The organism is Viridibacillus sp. d25.2, from assembly GCF_055456015.2.
The window spans coordinates 3,425,373-3,442,599 of the sequence record NZ_CM196652.1 but is presented as its reverse complement, the minus strand read 5'-3'; the positions used below and the strand labels follow the sequence as shown (position 1 = coordinate 3,442,599).

Sequence of the window (17,227 nt, the reverse complement as noted above, 5' to 3'; positions counted from 1 at the left end):
ATTTTGTTATAATAGAAATAAGATTTAGCTACACAGGAGAGGTTTTAAAATGACAACATATACACCAATGATTCAACAATATTTACAAGTAAAAGCCGATTATAAAGATGCTTTTTTATTTTTCCGTTTAGGCGATTTTTATGAAATGTTTTTTGATGATGCTGTAAAAGCATCACAAATTTTAGAAATTACACTAACAAGCCGGGATGCAGGGATGAAAGAACGAATTCCTATGTGTGGAGTGCCACATCATTCCGCTAAAAACTATATAGAGACACTTGTTCAAAAAGGTTATAAAGTAGCCGTATGTGAACAAACAGAAGATGTTAAACAAGCAAAAGGTGTCGTAAAACGTGAAGTTGTTCAATTGATTACGCCTGGGACAATCATGGAGGGCAAAGCGTTAGATGGAAAAACAAATCACTTTATCGCAGCTACTGAGCAAATACACGCTTCAGAATATGCTTTTTGTTATTTAGATTTATCGACGGGTGAGGCAAATGTTACTTATATTGAAGGCGATGGTTTAGTTTTGTTACAGCAACTTCAATCATTCGGTATTCGAGAAATGGTTGTATCAGAGCAATTATTTGCAGAATTGACTGAACAGGCAGAAGCACTATCAATTGTCTTATCAATTGAAGAAGAGTATATGGATGAAGCGAAAAGTATACAGTATTTAGATGAAGCACCTGATAATTTACACGATGCAGGTCGAAAGCTTCTTCACTATATCGAACGTACACAAATGCGCTCACTCTCTCATATTCAACCATTTCAATACAATGAAAATAAAAATTATCTAAATATCGATACAAACTCAAAGCGTAATTTAGAGTTAATTCAATCGCTCCGTGGTGGTGATCAAAAGGGAACGCTATTATGGTTACTAGACGAGACTGTTACAGCAATGGGTGGTCGAAAATTAAAACAGTGGTTACATCAACCATTAGCAAACCTTCAACATATTGAAAAGCGCTTGAGTATCGTTACAGATTTGTTAGAAGAATATTTTGTTCGAGCAGAATTACAGGAGTTATTTAAACAAGTTTATGACTTAGAACGCTTGGCAGGACGTGTTGCGTTTGGAAATGTTGGAGGACGCGATTTAGCGCAATTACGAGAATCCCTACGTCAAGTGCCTGTTATTCAAGAGCAATTGCAAAACTCTGCTAAAGAAAATTTACAAAGCTTAGGCAAAGCACTTGATTTATGTAGTGATATAGAGAGTTATTTAAGTCATGCGATTACAGATCACCCACCAATCTCGATTAAAGAGGGCGATGTTATTCGCGGTGGATACGACGAAAAATTGGACGAGCTTCGATATGCCTCTCGCAACGGAAAAGATTGGATTGCGGCGCTTGAACAACAAGAGCGTGAGAAAACAGGAATCAAGAATTTGAAAATTGGTTATAACCGAGTATTTGGTTATTACATCGAAATTACGAAATCATATATTCATTTAGCGGATCTAGAAAGATATGAACGTAAGCAAACGCTTGCCAATGCAGAGCGTTACATTACTGATGAACTGAAGGAAAAAGAAGCTATTATTTTAAATGCTGAGGAAGAAAGTTTGGCGCTTGAATATACATTATTTACAAAAATCCGTGAAGAATTAAAACAATATATCCCGAGATTACAAGCACTTGCTTCTGCAATCAGTGGATTAGATGTTTACGTAAGTTTCGCAACGGTAACAGAAAAGTATCAATTCACAAAACCTGTATTCCACGAAGGACGTTCGCTTAAAATTGTTAATGGACGTCATCCAGTCGTTGAGAAAATGATGAATCAGCAATTATACGTACCAAATGACTGTATATTAACTGATGATCGCAATATGATGCTAATTACTGGGCCCAACATGTCTGGTAAAAGTACTTACATGAGACAAGTGGCACTTATTACAATTCTTGCGCAAATGGGCTGTTATGTACCAGCAGAAGAAGCAGAATTACCAATAACTGACCAAATTTTTACACGTATTGGAGCAGCGGATGATTTAGCTGCGGGACAAAGTACATTTATGGTAGAAATGTTGGAATCACAACATGCTATTACAAATGCTACTGCGAAAAGTTTATTACTTTTTGATGAAATTGGACGTGGTACTTCAACTTATGATGGGATGGCTTTAGCGCAGTCTATGATGGAGTATATTCATAATAAAATAGGTGCAAATACATTATTTTCTACTCATTATCACGAATTAACAGATTTAGAAAACGACTTAAATCGCTTGCAAAATGTCCATGTATCAGCAATGGAACAAGATGGTAAGGTAGTCTTTTTACACAAAGTGAAAAAAGGACCTGCGGATAAAAGTTATGGTATTCATGTAGCCGAGCTAGCAGAATTACCAGCTGACATCATTTCTAGAGCGCGTACTTTACTAGAAGAATTTGAAGCAACAAATGTTGCATCAGCGGCAAACGTGATAAAAGTAAACTCAAAACCAGAACCAGAGAAAACTGTGAAGGACGAACCATCTCAACTTTCTCTATTTGCAGAAGAAGAGCCAAAAAAAGTCACTCAAGTAGCCGTTTCAAAATCAGAACAAGAGGCGCTAGAGCAACTCCGATCACTAAATGTGTCCGGCACAACGCCGATGGATGCATTGCAACTTGTTTATTCATTGCAACAATCGTTATTAAAAAAATAGGAGGTGCAACAGATGGGCCATATTCATATTATGGATGAATTCCTGTCCAATAAAATCGCAGCAGGTGAAGTAGTTGAGCGCCCTTCATCTGTTGTAAAAGAACTAGTTGAAAATGCCATTGATGCAGGAAGCACCTCAATTGAAGTGATTTTAGAAGAAGCTGGTTTAACCTCCATTCAAGTAATCGATAATGGAAGTGGAATGGATGAAGCTGATGCGCTGAAATCATTTCAACGCCATGCTACGAGTAAAATTGAAAATGAACGTGATTTATTCCGTATCCGTACACTAGGTTTCCGAGGGGAAGCATTAGCGAGTATTGCTTCAGTTTCAAAAATTACTCTTGTAACATCAAACGGTGAAGTGGGTATTGAAGTACAATTAGAGGGCGGTTATGTTATTGACAAAAAACCAGCTCCTTTACGTAAAGGAACGGATATGAAAGTATCCCAACTTTTTTATAATACGCCCGCACGATTAAAATATATGAAAACGATTCAAACTGAATTAGGCCACACAATTGATTTAATGAATCGCTTGGCACTATGTTATCCAAATACAGCTTTCAAATTACGTCACCATGACCATATTTTATTGCAAACAAATGGACGTGGTGACTTGCTCCAAGTGTTAGCAGCAATTTATGGTATTGCTAACGCGAAAAAGATGGTGACATTTGAAGGGGAATCATCAGATTATAAAGTTTCGGGTTTTGCGACAATACCTGAAATCACTAGAGCATCTAAGAACTATATGTCTATTTTCGTCAATGGTCGATGGGTTCGTCATTTTACGGTACAAAAAGCAATCATTGATGCATATCATACCTTCTTGCCGATAGGAAGATTTCCGATTTCTGTTATTAATATTGAGGGCGATCCATTTTTAACAGACGTAAATGTTCATCCATCGAAGCAACAAATTCGTTTAAGCAAAGAAGCGGAGTTAATGGACTTAATTGAAAAGACATTGCATAAAGTAATTCGTCAATCGATGCAGGCACCTGAAATTGCAGAGAAGAAGAAAAAAGTACCGCAAACTGGTGAGCAAATCAACTTCTGGAAATCGATGAACCATCAAAACACAAGCATGCCCCAGTTCAATGAAAAACCTAAGCAGGAAGATGAGCCTGATCCTTTTACGAGACCATTTCCACAAGATGTTTTTAATTCGTCAGCTAATTCAGGTTTTATAAAGGAAGAAACTTGGGAACAAGTAAATAGTACGGACAATTTAGCAGAATCAAAATTACATGTAGAGCAAGATATGAAAGATGAAGAGTACTTAATCTCAAGTGAAGAATCTGAAAAGCACGAAACAAAAGAACCATTCCCGGAACTTGAAGTGGTTGGTCAAATACATGGGACGTATATTGTGGCGCAAAGTGAGGATGGGTTTTATTTAATTGACCAGCATGCTGCGCAAGAGCGAATTAAATATGAGTTTTTCAAAGACAAAGTAGGACAGGTCGATCCGAATGAACGTCAAGCACTACTATTTCCGTTAACATTCCACTATTCAGCTGATGAAGCACTAGTGTTAAGAGAGAATATGGATTATTTAATCGATGTAGGAGTTATTCTTGAGGAATTTGGCACAAACTCATTTGTAGTAAGAGAACATCCTGCCTGGTTCCCAAAAGATTTTGAAGAGGAAATAATTGAAGAATTAATTGAACAAATTCTACGTGAACGTAAAACGGATATACGAAAATTACGTGAAGCTGCGGCTATTATGATGAGTTGTAAACGTTCCATAAAAGCAAATCACTACTTAGACACACAACAAATGGAAGTGTTAATACGTGATTTAAAACGAATGATTAATCCGTTCACATGCCCACACGGTAGACCTGTTATCGTCCATTTTAAAACGTATGAAATTGAGAAAATGTTTAAAAGAGTTATGTGATTTTTATAAAATAAAGGAGGAAGATAGTATGTTTTCATCTGCACAACGTGAAGGTTTTATTGAAACACTTGATGCTTATTCTTTTGATGTCGTAGTAATTGGTGGAGGAATTACTGGAGCAGGTATTGCGTTAGATGCTGTATCTAGAGGATTATCTGTAGCGCTTATTGATATGCAAGATTTCGCTTCTGGTACTTCTAGTCGCTCAACTAAGCTAGTTCATGGAGGTTTGCGTTATTTAAAACAACTACAAATAGGTGTTGTAGCTGAAGTTGGTAAAGAACGTGCCATCGTATATGAAAATGGGGTACATATTACAACCCCACAATGGATGTTACTTCCTTTCTACAAGGGGGGGACGTTTGGACCTTATTCAACTTCACTCGGTTTAAAAGTGTATGATAATTTGGCTAGAGTTAACAAATCTGAGCGTCGTAAAATGCTGAGTGCCAAGGAAACTTTACAAAAAGAACCACTTCTCAAAAAAGATGGCTTATTGGGGGGAGGCTACTATGTAGAATACCGTACTGATGATGCACGTCTTACTATTGAGGTTATTAAGAAAGCTGTTGAACTAGGTGCTGTTTGCTTAAACTATGTAAAAGCAGAAGAATTTAAGTATGAAAAAGAGAAAATTACAGGAGTAGTTGTTCGCGATCAAATTACATCTCGTACTTGGACAATTCAATCGAATACAATAGTAAATGCTACAGGACCATGGGTAGACGAAGTGAGAAAAAAAGACCAGATTAGTAACAATAAACAGCTACGTCTCACAAAGGGCGTACATATTGTGATTGACCAATCCCGTTTCCCACTTCAACAATCTGTATACTTTGATACACCAGATGGCCGGATGGTTTTCGCTATACCTCGTGATGGAAAAACGTATGTCGGCACAACGGATACATTTTACGCAGAAAACCCAGTAAATCCAGTTGCAACGGATGAAGATGTTGCTTATTTGATGGACACGATTCACTATATTTTCCCGGATGTACAAGTCACACAAACAGACGTAGAATCAAGCTGGGCAGGAGTCCGACCGCTCATTTTCAAAGAGGGGAAAGATCCTTCAGAAATCTCTCGTAAAGATGAGATCTGGGAATCCCCAAGTGGTTTATTGACAATTGCTGGTGGGAAATTAACAGGTTATCGTAAAATGGCTGAAAATATCGTCGACAAAATCGTAGAAAAGAAACCGTTTAGAAAGTCAGGCCCATGTGTGACAGAGCATATGTCCCTTTCAGGTGCTAAAGGTATAAATTCAATTAATTTTGGCCCTTATGTAAAAAATAAAACATATGAAGGAACAAAATTAGGATTAACTAAAGAAGAGGCTCATATGCTCGTCTCAAAATACGGTACGAACATTCAAGAAATCTTCAATAGTATTCATACTTTGAAAGTGAATAATTCAGTCGTTGATTTACCAATCGCAATACATGCGCAGCTACTTTATGCAATTCAAAATGAAATGACACAAACGCCAGCAGATTTCTTTGTTCGTCGCTCAAGTCGATTATTATTTGATATCGATAGTGTTTATGAACATAAAGAAGCAGTCATAAAATTAATGAAAAAATACTTGTCCTACTCGGCAGCGCAGGAAGAGCAATATCGCATAGAATTAGATCAATTATTATTCGAAGCGTCGCATTTTGCTAAAGAGGACATTTATGAATAAAAATACACATACAGTTAAAACTTTAGACGGTCACCTCATTTCGGTGACTGTCTATTTCCCTAGTGAAGATCCGATGGGACATATTCACATTCTTCATGGAATGGCAGAACATAGTAATAGATACGAACGTTTCGCAAAATTTTTATTAGAACGTGGTTATGTTGTCTCCATGCACGATCATCGTGGTCATGGACAGACAGCCTTTTTAAATGATTCACCAAGGGGCTTTTTTGCTAATCAGCAAGGTTTTGATAGAGTGGTGTCAGACGTACATGAAGTACTAAACTTTGTTCGAGCAGATCATCACTTACCGCCTGTTATTTTATTTGGCCATAGCATGGGTTCATTTATCGCACGTCGTTATACAGAGCTTTACAGTGAAACGCTATCCAAAGCTATTTTCTGCGGAACAGGTGCAGCAAGTCCGACACATCAAGCTGGGCATATACTTGCAAAATGTCTCGCGAGTTTACAAGGAAAAGCAAAGGAAAGCCCATTATTAGATAAATTGTCTTTCGGTAATTTCAATCGTGCATTTTCAAATACCCAGACTGATTTTGATTGGCTATCATCAGATTCAGAGGAAGTGGCTAAATATCTTGAAGATGAAGATTGCGGGTTTTTGGCAACTAATCAGTTTTATGCTGATTTAACTGGGGGTATTATAACTTTATCGAAGGAAGAAGAGATAAATAGAATTCGAAAGGATTTACCTATTCTTTTAATAAGTGGTGCAGATGATCCTGTTGGTGGCTTTAGTAAGGGTATTTGGAAAGTGGCTAAGAGCTATCAAGGTTGTGGATTAACGAATGTTACCGTACAGTTATTTGAAGGAAAACGACATGAAATATTAAATGAAGTAAACCGAGAAGAAGTTTATAACAAAATCATATGGTGGTTAGAAAAAGAATGAGAGAACATGATTTAGAGGTAATTGCCATTGTGGGTCCCACAGCTTCTGGAAAAACAGCCTTGAGTATAGAGCTAGCTAAAAAGTTAAATGGAGAAATTATTAATGGTGACTCCATGCAGATTTATAAAGAACTGAATATAGGGACAGCTAAGATTACAGAAACCGAAATGGAAGGAGTACCACATCATCTGCTGAGTATTAAAGAACCTACTGAATCCTTTTCGGTCGCTGAATATCAGCAACTCGTGCGTGAACGTATAGACTTTATTCGTGCGAAAGGAAAGTTTCCAATTATTGTTGGAGGAACTGGTCTTTATATTCAAGCTGTACTATTTGATTATCGCTTCACGGAAGAAAAGGTTGATGAAGCAGCACGGGAAGCCTATTATAAAGAATTGATTGAAATAGGACCTGAGGCAATGCATGCAAAATTAGTAGAGCTTGATCCTAAAACGGCTGAAGCAATTCATCCTAACAATACGCGGCGAGTAATCAGGGCACTTGAGATGATTCAGCATGGTGGTGTAGCCAAATCTTCGGTTGAGCAAAACCTTGGTGAGAAGCCACTTTATAAACATCTAATCATTGGTTTAAATATGGATCGTGAGCTTTTATATGAACGTATAAATAAACGTGTAGATATAATGATGGAACAAGGGCTACTTGCTGAAGTAGAAGCACTATGGCAAAAGGATATCCGAGACGTGCAATCTGTACAAGCTATTGGATATAAGGAGCTTTATGCATATTTTGATGGCAAACAATCATTAGAGGATTCAATAGAGCAGCTAAAGCAAAATTCAAGACGCTATGCAAAACGTCAATTAACTTATTTCCGTAATAAAATGGACGTTAGATGGTTTAATAGTTTAGATGGTACAGAAAAAATAATTAGAGAAATATTGGAATAATAAAGGGTTTTTCATAAATGAGATCGAATACATGGTATTGAGGAGATTTATTTAAAATAGAAGAGGGAGTGGCTTTGCATGAAATCTATTAACTTACAAGATGCGTTTCTAAATCAAATGCGTAAAAACGGGGTTTTTGTTACCGTTTTCTTGCTGAATGGTTTTCAATTAAAAGGTCTTATTAAATCTTATGATAATTTCACAGTACTATTGGAATCTGATGGGAAGCAGCATTTGATTTATAAACATGCCATTTCTACATTCGCCCCTTCAAAATCCATTAATATTTCTCAAGATAACGAAGAGTAAAATGATTTCGGCTAGTATAAAGACTAGCCGAATTTTTTATTTCTAGCTATACTAAAAGAGATATTTGATAAGTTTTATAGATGATGGAGGATTATAATAATGAAAACTATTACAACAACTGAACTTTTAGAAAAAGTTGATGCAAATGAAGATCTATTTTTAGTAGATGTACGTGAAGATGAAGAAGTGGCAAACGGTATAATCCCAGGTGCTATCCATATTCCACTTGGATCAATTCCTGAGAGAATCGATGAATTAGATAAAACAAAACCATATATCTTCATCTGCCATGCAGGTGGACGTAGCGGTAGCGCGTGTTCTTATCTTTCGGGTTTAGGTTACGACGTAACGAATATGGAAGGCGGCATGCTAGCTTGGGAAGGCGAGCTAGAATTTTAAGATAAATATAAAAGCGAATCGTAAATCGATTCGCTTCAGACTGTAGACAAACTCGAAAAAAACGAGTTTTCTACAGCTTTTTATTCAAAATATGTATAAATAGATGAGATCGTTGATTTTCGCTACGGTGGACGCTTTCCGCGGGCGGGCGCCAAGCCGCTTGGTGAAGAGGTTTGGACTGTCCCTTTTCCCGCAGGAGTCGCCACCTTCGCTCCAATCAACTACAAATGTAGTAAAAACAGACTGTAGAAAAACTCGCAAAAACGAGTTTTCACAGTCTTTTTATTTGTATACAGGATAGATCAGGTTTTCCGGAGCTTACCGCTCGCTTCGTTGCTAGGCTCCTGCTGTGTCTCGACTGTCTCACTTTTCCTGCAGGAGTCGAGCGGACGCTTCTCCAAATCAATAAAATGCTACCTTCTACTTTACTATTTGTCTGAATTTTGCCCTCGTAATGATTTGAAGGGGAGTCGCCAATGTTTCATGTATGATAATACACGTAGTGCGGTCATACTAACGAATAATAGGTACAACCATATGTCTTGTTTGAAGATATCTAAACCAATAATTCCGCCTGCAAGTGCGGCCCATACGGCATACACTTCCTCACGTAATACAAGAGGTTTACGACCAGCAAGTACATCTCGGATAATTCCACCGCCAGAACCAGTTAAAACAGCAGCAACAATGGCCGCGCTAACAGGTAAATCTAATTTGACTGCAAAAAGCGCTCCCTGAATAGCGAATGCTGATAACCCGATAGCATCAAAGAAATTACCCCATTTATGCCAATGTTTCAGTAATTTTTGTGGGAAAATAAAAACAATAGTAATAGATATAAGAGCGATTTGAAACATTGTCTCTTGTTCCCAAAGAGCAGAGACAGGTACACCTATGAGCATGTTACGTATGGCTCCGCCACCAAATGCAGTCACAATACCAAGTAAATAAACTCCGAATAGATCATATTCTTCTTCCATTGCAACAATTGCTCCTGAAATAGCAAAGGCAATTGTGCCGAAAATACTAAATACATCCCACGACATGGACAAACCCTCAACTTTCTAAGAACGTTCTTGAATTGTACCAAAAATAGTGATTATTACAAGTTTTATTGAGCGAATGATTGACTCTTTGGTTGTTATTGTTAAGATAGTAATGGAAAAATAAAAAGGGAGCCGAAAAAATGACGTATTCTACAACTTTCAGCAAAGAATTATTAATGCAAGCAAAAGAAATTGAAGTACAAGTTAAACCTTACCATGATCACGTCGATGAAGTGGCTTTCTTCAATCAACAAAAAGTATTAGCGGCTTTTCGTAATCAGCAAGTTAGTGATTTTCATCTGCATCCTTCAAATGGTTATGGCTATGATGATGAAGGACGCGACAATTTAGAACGAGTGTATGCAGAAGTGTTCGGTGCAGAGGCTTGTATCGTTCGTCCACAAATTATATCTGGCACACATGCCATTACTTTAAGCCTCTTCGGTGTATTACGTCCGGGAGACGAACTTATGTATATTACTGGGCAACCTTATGATACTTTACAATCTATTGTTGATGGTGGTGACAAAGATACAGGTTCATTAAAAGACTTCAACATTGGCTATCAACATATTGACTTAGTGAATGATAAAGACGTTGACTGGGATAAGGTAACAAAAGCTGTATCTGAAAAAACAAAAGTAATTGCAATCCAACGCTCTAAAGGATACGCATCCCGTCCTTCTTTCACTGTGGAACAAATCGCTGGTATGATTAAAAGGGTTCGTGAAATCCAACCATCAGCTATTATATTTGTAGATAACTGCTACGGTGAATTTGTTGAAGAAATGGAACCAACAGATGTTGGGGCGGATTTAATGGCAGGCTCATTAATTAAAAACCCAGGTGGTGGATTAGCTAAAATTGGAGGTTATATTGCTGGACGTGCAGATTTAGTTGAACAATGTGCATTCCGTATGACTTCACCAGGAATTGGTGCTGAAGCTGGCCCAACTTTAAATGCCCTAGCAGACTTTTATCAAGGATTCTTCTTAGCGCCCCATGTTGTTGCGCAAGCTTTAAAAGGTGCGATATTCACATCTGCAATACTTGAAGCTATCGGTATGAAGACTTCGCCACATTATGCAGCACCAAGAACTGATTTAATCCAGTCTGTTTCATTTAAGACTGCAGATCAAATGATTGCTTTTTGCCAAGCTATTCAAGCAAGTTCGCCAATTAATGCACATTTTGCACCAGAACCAGCCTATATGCCTGGTTATGAGGATGATGTCATCATGGCTGCGGGAACATTTATACAAGGTGCCAGCATTGAACTTTCAGCTGACGGTCCAATTCGTCCCCCTTATACTGCGTATGTTCAGGGTGGTTTAACATACGAGCACGTGAAATACGCAGCTTTAAGTGCCGTACAAAAATTACAAAAATAATTAATTTTCCGAAAATAACTCGAAAATGTTTAATTAGTAATAAGAAAAAGCTTGGAAAACCAGATGGCTCTAAGCTTTTTTCATTATCTAAAAGTCATGTTAAGTTATATGACATCAATTTGACAGGAAAACTAACATGGTGTATTATTTGAATTATAAAGGGGAAGGTGAATGTTATGAGTCGTGAAATACGAAGATCAATGCCATTACTTCCAATTAGTATAGTCATGCAATTGACAGACTTAACGGCTCGTCAGATTCGATATTATGAAGAACATAATTTAATCGAACCAGCTAGAACAGAAGGCAATCGTCGAATGTTCTCCTTAAATGATGTCGATTCATTGCTTGAAATTAAAGACTTGTTGGAGCAAGGTATTAATATGGCAGGTATCAAAAAAGTATTTGCTTTAAAAAATGAACCAGCAATCGCGAATTTAGGTAAAAAAGACATTACGGATGCGGATTTACGTCGCATTCTAAGAGAAGAGATGCAACAAGCTCAACGCCTTCAAAAAACATCTATTCGTCAAGGGGATCTATCACGTTTCTTTCAATGAGAAACTGAGTAAAATATAAAATTTTTTACATGGAGAGTGAATCGAGTGGGAAAATTTACAAAAGAAGATATTAAGAGATTAGTAGCTGAAAAAGAAGTTAAGTTTATCCGTTTACAATTTACTGACATCTTAGGCACGATAAAAAATGTTGAAATTCCTGTAAGTCAATTAGATAAAGCATTAGATAATAAAATGATGTTTGACGGTTCTTCAATCGAAGGATTCGTACGTATCGAGGAATCAGATATGTATCTTTATCCTGATTTAGATACTTTCATCGTATTCCCATGGACTACTGGTAAAGGGACAGTTTGCCGATTCATCTGTGATGTATACAAAGCAGACGGTACTCCATTTGCAGGAGATCCACGTAACAACTTAAAACGTGTTCTTAATCACATGAAAGAACTTGGCTTCACAGATTTCAACTTAGGGCCAGAACCAGAATTCTTCTTGTTCAAACTAGATGATCGTGGTGAACCAACTCTTGAGTTAAATGACCATGGTGGTTACTTTGACTTAGCACCAACTGACTTAGGTGAAAACTGCCGTCGAGATATCGTTCTTGAATTAGAAGAAATGGGCTTTGAAATCGAAGCATCTCACCATGAAGTAGCACCAGGTCAACATGAAATTGACTTCAAATATGCTGATGCTATTACTGCGTGTGATAATATTCAAACATTCAAATTGGTTGTTAAAACAATCGCTCGTAAACACGGTCTGCACGCAACATTCATGCCAAAACCACTTTACGGTGTAAACGGTTCAGGTATGCACTGTAACGTTTCACTATTCAACGGTAAAGAAAATGTATTCTACGATGAATCAGCTGAAATTGGTTTAAGTGAAACAGCTATGCAATTTATGGCTGGTGTACTGAAACATGTAGAAGGATTTACAGCAATTACAAACCCGACTGTAAACTCATACAAACGATTAGTACCAGGTTATGAAGCACCTTGTTACGTAGCATGGTCAGGGCAAAACCGTAGTCCTTTAATCCGTATCCCAGCTTCACGTGGTCTTTCAACTCGTGTAGAAGTACGCTCGGTTGACCCGGCTGCAAACCCGTACTTAGCAATGGCTGTAATTTTAGAATCAGGCCTTGCTGGTATTGAACAAAAATTAACACCACCAGCAGCAGTTGACCGCAACATCTACGTGATGGATGCAAAAGAACGCGCTGAACACGGTATTACTAACCTACCAGCTAACTTAGATGCTGCTCTAATTGCACTAGCAAAAGACGAAGTGGCTAAAGCAGCCCTAGGTGAACATATCTACGCTAACTTTATGGAAGCAAAAGAAATTGAGTTCGATATGTTCCGCACACAAGTTCACCAATGGGAACGTGACCAATACTTGAAAATGTATTAATAGTTAAACCCGTTGAGGCTCTAAGCTTCAACGGATTTTTTATTTACCACGATTCACACTCTCGTGGTAACACATTTAAAAAGTTACCACATTTTTACCACGGATTTTTTACGATTTTTATTTTGCTGATTTTCTTTGCATGTATTCATCAAATTTCTCAATCGATTTATTTTCCATTTTTCTGGTAACGTGAGAATAAATATCTGATGTAATTTGAATTGATCCATGGCCTAACCGTTCCTGAACTTCCTTCATTGGAACCTCAGCTTCAAGCAACATAACTGCATGGGTATGTCTAGTCGAATGGATTGGCAGTAGTTCATGCTCAAGATGTTCCATTGCAGACTTGTATGCATTATACAGCGTGGATTTAGGAAAGGGTGTTCCATCATCACGTCCAAATACAAAGTTGTTATCCTTATTATACAAAGTTCCGATTAGCTGTCGTTTCTCCATGCGATACTTTACATACGTTTTTAGTTTCTTCATATATTCCTCACGCATTACAATCGTTCTCTCAGATGCTGAAGTTTTAACTCCATCCATCTTCTTTTCAGCTCTTGTAGCATTGTAGTTATATGAATCATCAATGCGGATGGTATTTTCAGCCCAATTAATATCATCTAGCTCAATTCCTGAACATTCGCCTTTACGCATGCCACTTTCAAATAATGCTTCAAAGTAAATACCAAGCCCGAAGCTACGCTCATAAAGAAATTCTAAAACATCTGGTATAAGTTCTGGTTGAAGAAATTTTAATCTCTTTACAGTTTTCTTAGTGATTTTTGCATGAGATGCAGGATTTTTAGAAATATAACCATTGACCACAGCACGTTCCATAGCCATACGGAAAGGGGTATGAACTCTTCTAGCAGTTTCAGGAGAAAAACCCTTTTCAAGAATTGGATCTAAAAAATTTTGGTAACGCATTGGTTTGATTTCTCCAAGTTGCATCATCCCTAATTCTGGGATGATATGTTTTTCCAATGCATGACGATAGGTTTTGACAGTGTTTAACTTCTTTTTATCAACAATATACATTTCTAGCCACTCTTTCAGATAAGTGCCTAAATTCATGCGAGAACCATCAATTTCTGTGGTATCTAACATTTCGCGTTGACGAGCATGCTCTTGGGCTGCCTTTTTAGTTTTGAAACCACTTTTCGATATTATATGTAGAAAAAGTATAGACCTTGTGTGTAATCGAAAAGATGATTGTACGTAAGCGTATTTCTAGAATCGTCTCGAAAATCAAGTAAGAAGTATTTTTGCCCTGTCTTCTTGTGACTGGTCATTTTTACTTGCTAAAGCAAAGAAAAAAGACATAAGAGAGTTTCAAAAATAGCTCTCCTTATGTCTTTAAAATATTTTTTATTTGAAGCTATTTTTTGACAGCGCCGCCAAATATACTTCCATCTACATTTGATCCTGTGTACGTTTCAAATGTTCCAGATTTTATCAATAGGTTACCATATTTAAACGCAATAGTACTTTCTATATAGGCTCTAGTGTAAACTTCACAATATTTATATGTTTTACCACCAGAATCTAATGAATAGTTTCTTACTAAACCTTCGGCCTTGTTAGTTATTGTTGTTGTAGAACCGGCAGTCTGTTTTTCGATACCGCCATCAGGAACAGATGCAGAAACTGTTTTACCATTATAATCAAATATTGCTGATGACCATAAACGAACCATTTTTTTCCCTACAGCATTATAAATAAACATTTCATTACTACCAGACTTATGTTTAGTTGCAGCTCTAACCAATGGGGATGAATTGTATACTTGCGAAATATTGAAAGATGAGATGGTAGTTTGTCCCATTTCATTTATGTAAACTAATGTCCTAGAATCGTCTTTATTAAATTCAAAAGTATTTTGTGGTTCAGATACTAATTTTTCTTCAATAAATTTATTAATATCAATTGTTACATTATTATCAATTTCATTGAAATTAATTTCAGGAAATAATTCTTGTTCTGTAAAATTCTCGGCCCCTTGTGGAAGTGGGTGATTGTCTGAGTAATCTTCTAGTAATTGATCAATTTCTTTTGAATCAGTATTAGGGTTTAAGTTTTGTAGAATTTGCAATTTATCTTCTCTACTATGATAAATAAAAGCTCTTACACTTTCTAAATCAGATGTTTGTGAAACACACTCTCCAGATACCTCTTGCTTAGGCAATAATTCTGCAAAACCTAGAGAGGGAAGTGAAGAAAAAGCAATTCCTGTCGCTAAAATAGTTAAACCGATTTTTTCATATATGATTCCTCCTGTTGTAAAATTATGATATATATTAATGATAAATTACATCAATGACAAAATTATACCATTAATATAAACATTTACAATAGGGTTAATCAATTTCCTTTAATAAATTGTCTATTTTATCAATTTTACTCTTTAATTCAGAAATCTCATTTAGTTGTTTTTGTTGCATTTCTATTTGTTGCATTTCTATTTCTACACGTTCATCTGCACGCCTTTCTATACGAGATATTAAGCGGAATATAATTAAAAAACCAATTACGATTAATATAATTGGAATTAAATAAGAAGCTAATGATAATAATATTGTTATCATTGCAGCATTTCCATCATCAAAAACCATATTCATTTTCATTCTTCCTTTCTTTTTTTCAAAGTAATACTAGGAGCAAAATTTTGAATTATTTCATTGTTTATTTCAATTTGAAATAAATTAGCTTCGTAGTACCTCATGGCTTTACCAGTTTCTGATATCTCCATATGACTTTTAACTAAATTCACCTCCTCAAGTTTCTGTAAGTGCAGGTAAAGCAATGGTCTACTAATTCCTAATCTTCTTGCTAATTGGCTTACATACTGACTTTCTTCAAAAAGAATCGCCAATATTATTAATCTGTAAGGATTTGATAATGCTTCTAAAACTCGGAGAAATTCATTGCCGGAATTTAAATTTATCATATGTAATAATTTTATTACACATGATAGGAAATAGCAAACAAATATTGAATATCTTAAGGATTGTGGATAGAACATTTTGGTTTTTGGTTATTTCAAATGCTTCTTTATTAACTGAAGTTTTTAAGTGTTATAACACAGTAGAAAGTACCAAACTTATTAAATTTAGATAAATCAAATAATTTACTTTTTTATTTGCGAAGAAAAATAAAAAATCTAAGCGGATTACCCAGGTCTTAATTTGTGCTTGGATAATTAAAACTCCCCTTAAACCTTAACCTTGATGTATGATTTGATTACATTACATTAAAATTTTGTAAGGTTTGGTATCAATAAATTTGAATGCTGAACGTATGAATGACGACGGTGAAATGTATAACGGCCTTTTGACCAGCTTACTGTAGACGTGTTGGTTTGGGAGGACATCGGCAAAGTAAAGTGGACTGAAGCGAGAGAAGGTCTTTATTACAACATTCTAAATGAACGTTATAAACGCCGATTATCGAATGTCTAATAGCAGTGAGGATAAAGCCATTATAGGTAATTGTGTAGGTTAGGTTATGTAGCTAAGTCGATTGCTAGATAAGTCAGACGATAACAACGTTTAGGAGACTGAAAGAAGTGTTGACTGGAGGTTGAAATAAATGCTTGAACAACTAAAGCAAACTACACATAGTTGACGGTGGAGTTGCAGCAATTGTAATCAGAAGTATTGTTCACATTGGATGGGTTGGAGTATGAGGGAGAAAGTGAAGTCTAGCAAAGAGGTCGCGGACGAATGGTGGTAAAATGCAAATAAATCTTAGTGTTAATACTTATCACTACAAAAGGGATTACTAACCGTCGAATTGGCGAAAATAGATATGAATTAGCTAAACGGTTCAATCTATCAGGAGGGTAACGTATGACACATGAGGAGCGCGAATTTATTGTGGCCCAGCAAGACGAATATTTCATAAGTATGGAACGCAAGCATGAAAATGGACAGCTAACGTATGAACAATTTGCAAAATTATCGTTGAAAATAGCTGAATGGACACAGCTGCTAATTGGATTGGAGGTATTAGAAGATGAGCGAGATTGAAAAAGCAGTAAATCATATAGC

Annotated in this window: 16 protein-coding genes; 11 read left to right on the top strand and 5 right to left on the bottom strand. The window is 36.5% G+C overall.

Annotated elements, in window-relative coordinates; genetic code table 11:
- Window positions 1–49: 49 nt before the first annotated feature.
- The 7 genes from mutS (at window position 50) to ACZLO7_RS16975 (ending at window position 8,798) form a co-directional block, all read left to right on the top strand.
- The gene (mutS, locus tag ACZLO7_RS17005; RefSeq protein ID WP_464937425.1) at window positions 50–2,668 is read left to right on the top strand and encodes a DNA mismatch repair protein MutS; all 2,619 of its coding nucleotides are present in this window, start codon (window positions 50–52) and stop codon (window positions 2,666–2,668) included.
- A gap of 12 nt (window positions 2,669–2,680) precedes the next feature.
- Window positions 2,681–4,579 carry a DNA mismatch repair endonuclease MutL gene (mutL, locus tag ACZLO7_RS17000; RefSeq protein ID WP_464937426.1) on the top strand — a complete coding sequence of 633 codons (1,899 nt, stop codon included), beginning with the start codon at window positions 2,681–2,683 and terminating at the stop codon, window positions 4,577–4,579.
- 28 nt (window positions 4,580–4,607) lie between these two features.
- Window positions 4,608–6,266 carry a glycerol-3-phosphate dehydrogenase/oxidase gene (locus ACZLO7_RS16995; protein ID WP_464937427.1) on the top strand — a complete coding sequence of 553 codons (1,659 nt, stop codon included), beginning with the start codon at window positions 4,608–4,610 and terminating at the stop codon, window positions 6,264–6,266.
- Window positions 6,259–7,179 (top strand): alpha/beta hydrolase, encoded by a 921-nt coding sequence (locus ACZLO7_RS16990; protein WP_464937428.1) that lies wholly within the window; start codon window positions 6,259–6,261, stop codon window positions 7,177–7,179. The genes ACZLO7_RS16995 and ACZLO7_RS16990 overlap by 8 nt, the downstream gene beginning before the upstream one ends.
- A complete protein-coding gene (gene miaA, locus ACZLO7_RS16985; protein WP_464937429.1) occupies window positions 7,176–8,090 on the top strand; it encodes a tRNA (adenosine(37)-N6)-dimethylallyltransferase MiaA in 915 nt (304 codons plus the stop codon). The genes ACZLO7_RS16990 and miaA overlap by 4 nt, the downstream gene beginning before the upstream one ends.
- Before the next feature lie 78 nt (window positions 8,091–8,168).
- A complete protein-coding gene (gene hfq / locus ACZLO7_RS16980; protein ID WP_038184348.1) occupies window positions 8,169–8,399 on the top strand; it encodes an RNA chaperone Hfq in 231 nt (76 codons plus the stop codon).
- A gap of 99 nt (window positions 8,400–8,498) precedes the next feature.
- Window positions 8,499–8,798, top strand: coding sequence for a rhodanese-like domain-containing protein (locus ACZLO7_RS16975; protein ID WP_427748833.1), 300 nt, complete (start codon window positions 8,499–8,501; stop codon window positions 8,796–8,798).
- 428 nt (window positions 8,799–9,226) lie between these two features.
- Here ACZLO7_RS16975 and ACZLO7_RS16970 read toward each other — a convergent pair whose 3' ends face one another.
- Complete coding sequence (locus ACZLO7_RS16970; RefSeq protein WP_427748831.1) at window positions 9,227–9,844, bottom strand: trimeric intracellular cation channel family protein; 618 nt, start codon at window positions 9,842–9,844, stop codon at window positions 9,227–9,229.
- A 140-nt stretch (window positions 9,845–9,984) separates the two neighbouring features.
- Between ACZLO7_RS16970 and ACZLO7_RS16965 the strand changes: the two genes are divergently transcribed.
- The 3 genes from ACZLO7_RS16965 to glnA all read left to right on the top strand — a co-directional run bounded on the left by ACZLO7_RS16965 (window position 9,985) and on the right by glnA (window position 13,175).
- A complete protein-coding gene (locus tag ACZLO7_RS16965; RefSeq protein WP_464937430.1) occupies window positions 9,985–11,235 on the top strand; it encodes a methionine gamma-lyase family protein in 1,251 nt (416 codons plus the stop codon).
- 176 nt (window positions 11,236–11,411) lie between these two features.
- Window positions 11,412–11,795, top strand: a complete 384-nt coding sequence (locus tag ACZLO7_RS16960) for a MerR family transcriptional regulator (RefSeq protein WP_038184365.1) — start codon at window positions 11,412–11,414, stop codon at window positions 11,793–11,795.
- 45 nt (window positions 11,796–11,840) lie between these two features.
- On the top strand, window positions 11,841–13,175 hold the full coding sequence (gene glnA, locus ACZLO7_RS16955; protein ID WP_464937431.1) for a type I glutamate--ammonia ligase: 1,335 nt from the start codon (window positions 11,841–11,843) through the stop codon (window positions 13,173–13,175).
- A 117-nt stretch (window positions 13,176–13,292) separates the two neighbouring features.
- Here the strand turns inward: glnA and ACZLO7_RS16950 are convergent, their stop codons facing one another.
- The 4 genes from ACZLO7_RS16950 to ACZLO7_RS16935 all read right to left on the bottom strand — a co-directional run bounded on the left by ACZLO7_RS16950 (window position 13,293) and on the right by ACZLO7_RS16935 (window position 16,125).
- A complete protein-coding gene (locus tag ACZLO7_RS16950) occupies window positions 13,293–14,252 on the bottom strand; it encodes a tyrosine-type recombinase/integrase (protein ID WP_464937432.1) in 960 nt (319 codons plus the stop codon).
- A 304-nt stretch (window positions 14,253–14,556) separates the two neighbouring features.
- On the bottom strand, window positions 14,557–15,363 hold the full coding sequence (locus tag ACZLO7_RS16945; RefSeq protein WP_464937433.1) for a hypothetical protein: 807 nt from the start codon (window positions 15,361–15,363) through the stop codon (window positions 14,557–14,559).
- A gap of 172 nt (window positions 15,364–15,535) precedes the next feature.
- Window positions 15,536–15,796, bottom strand: coding sequence for a hypothetical protein (locus ACZLO7_RS16940; protein WP_464937434.1), 261 nt, complete (start codon window positions 15,794–15,796; stop codon window positions 15,536–15,538).
- 2 nt (window positions 15,797–15,798) lie between these two features.
- Window positions 15,799–16,125: an ArsR/SmtB family transcription factor gene (locus tag ACZLO7_RS16935; RefSeq protein WP_464937435.1), complete on the bottom strand. Its 327-nt coding sequence runs from the start codon at window positions 16,123–16,125 to the stop codon at window positions 15,799–15,801.
- A gap of 901 nt (window positions 16,126–17,026) precedes the next feature.
- Between ACZLO7_RS16935 and ACZLO7_RS16930 the strand changes: the two genes are divergently transcribed.
- On the top strand, window positions 17,027–17,206 hold the full coding sequence (locus tag ACZLO7_RS16930; protein WP_464937436.1) for a hypothetical protein: 180 nt from the start codon (window positions 17,027–17,029) through the stop codon (window positions 17,204–17,206).
- Window positions 17,207–17,227: the final 21 nt, after the last annotated feature.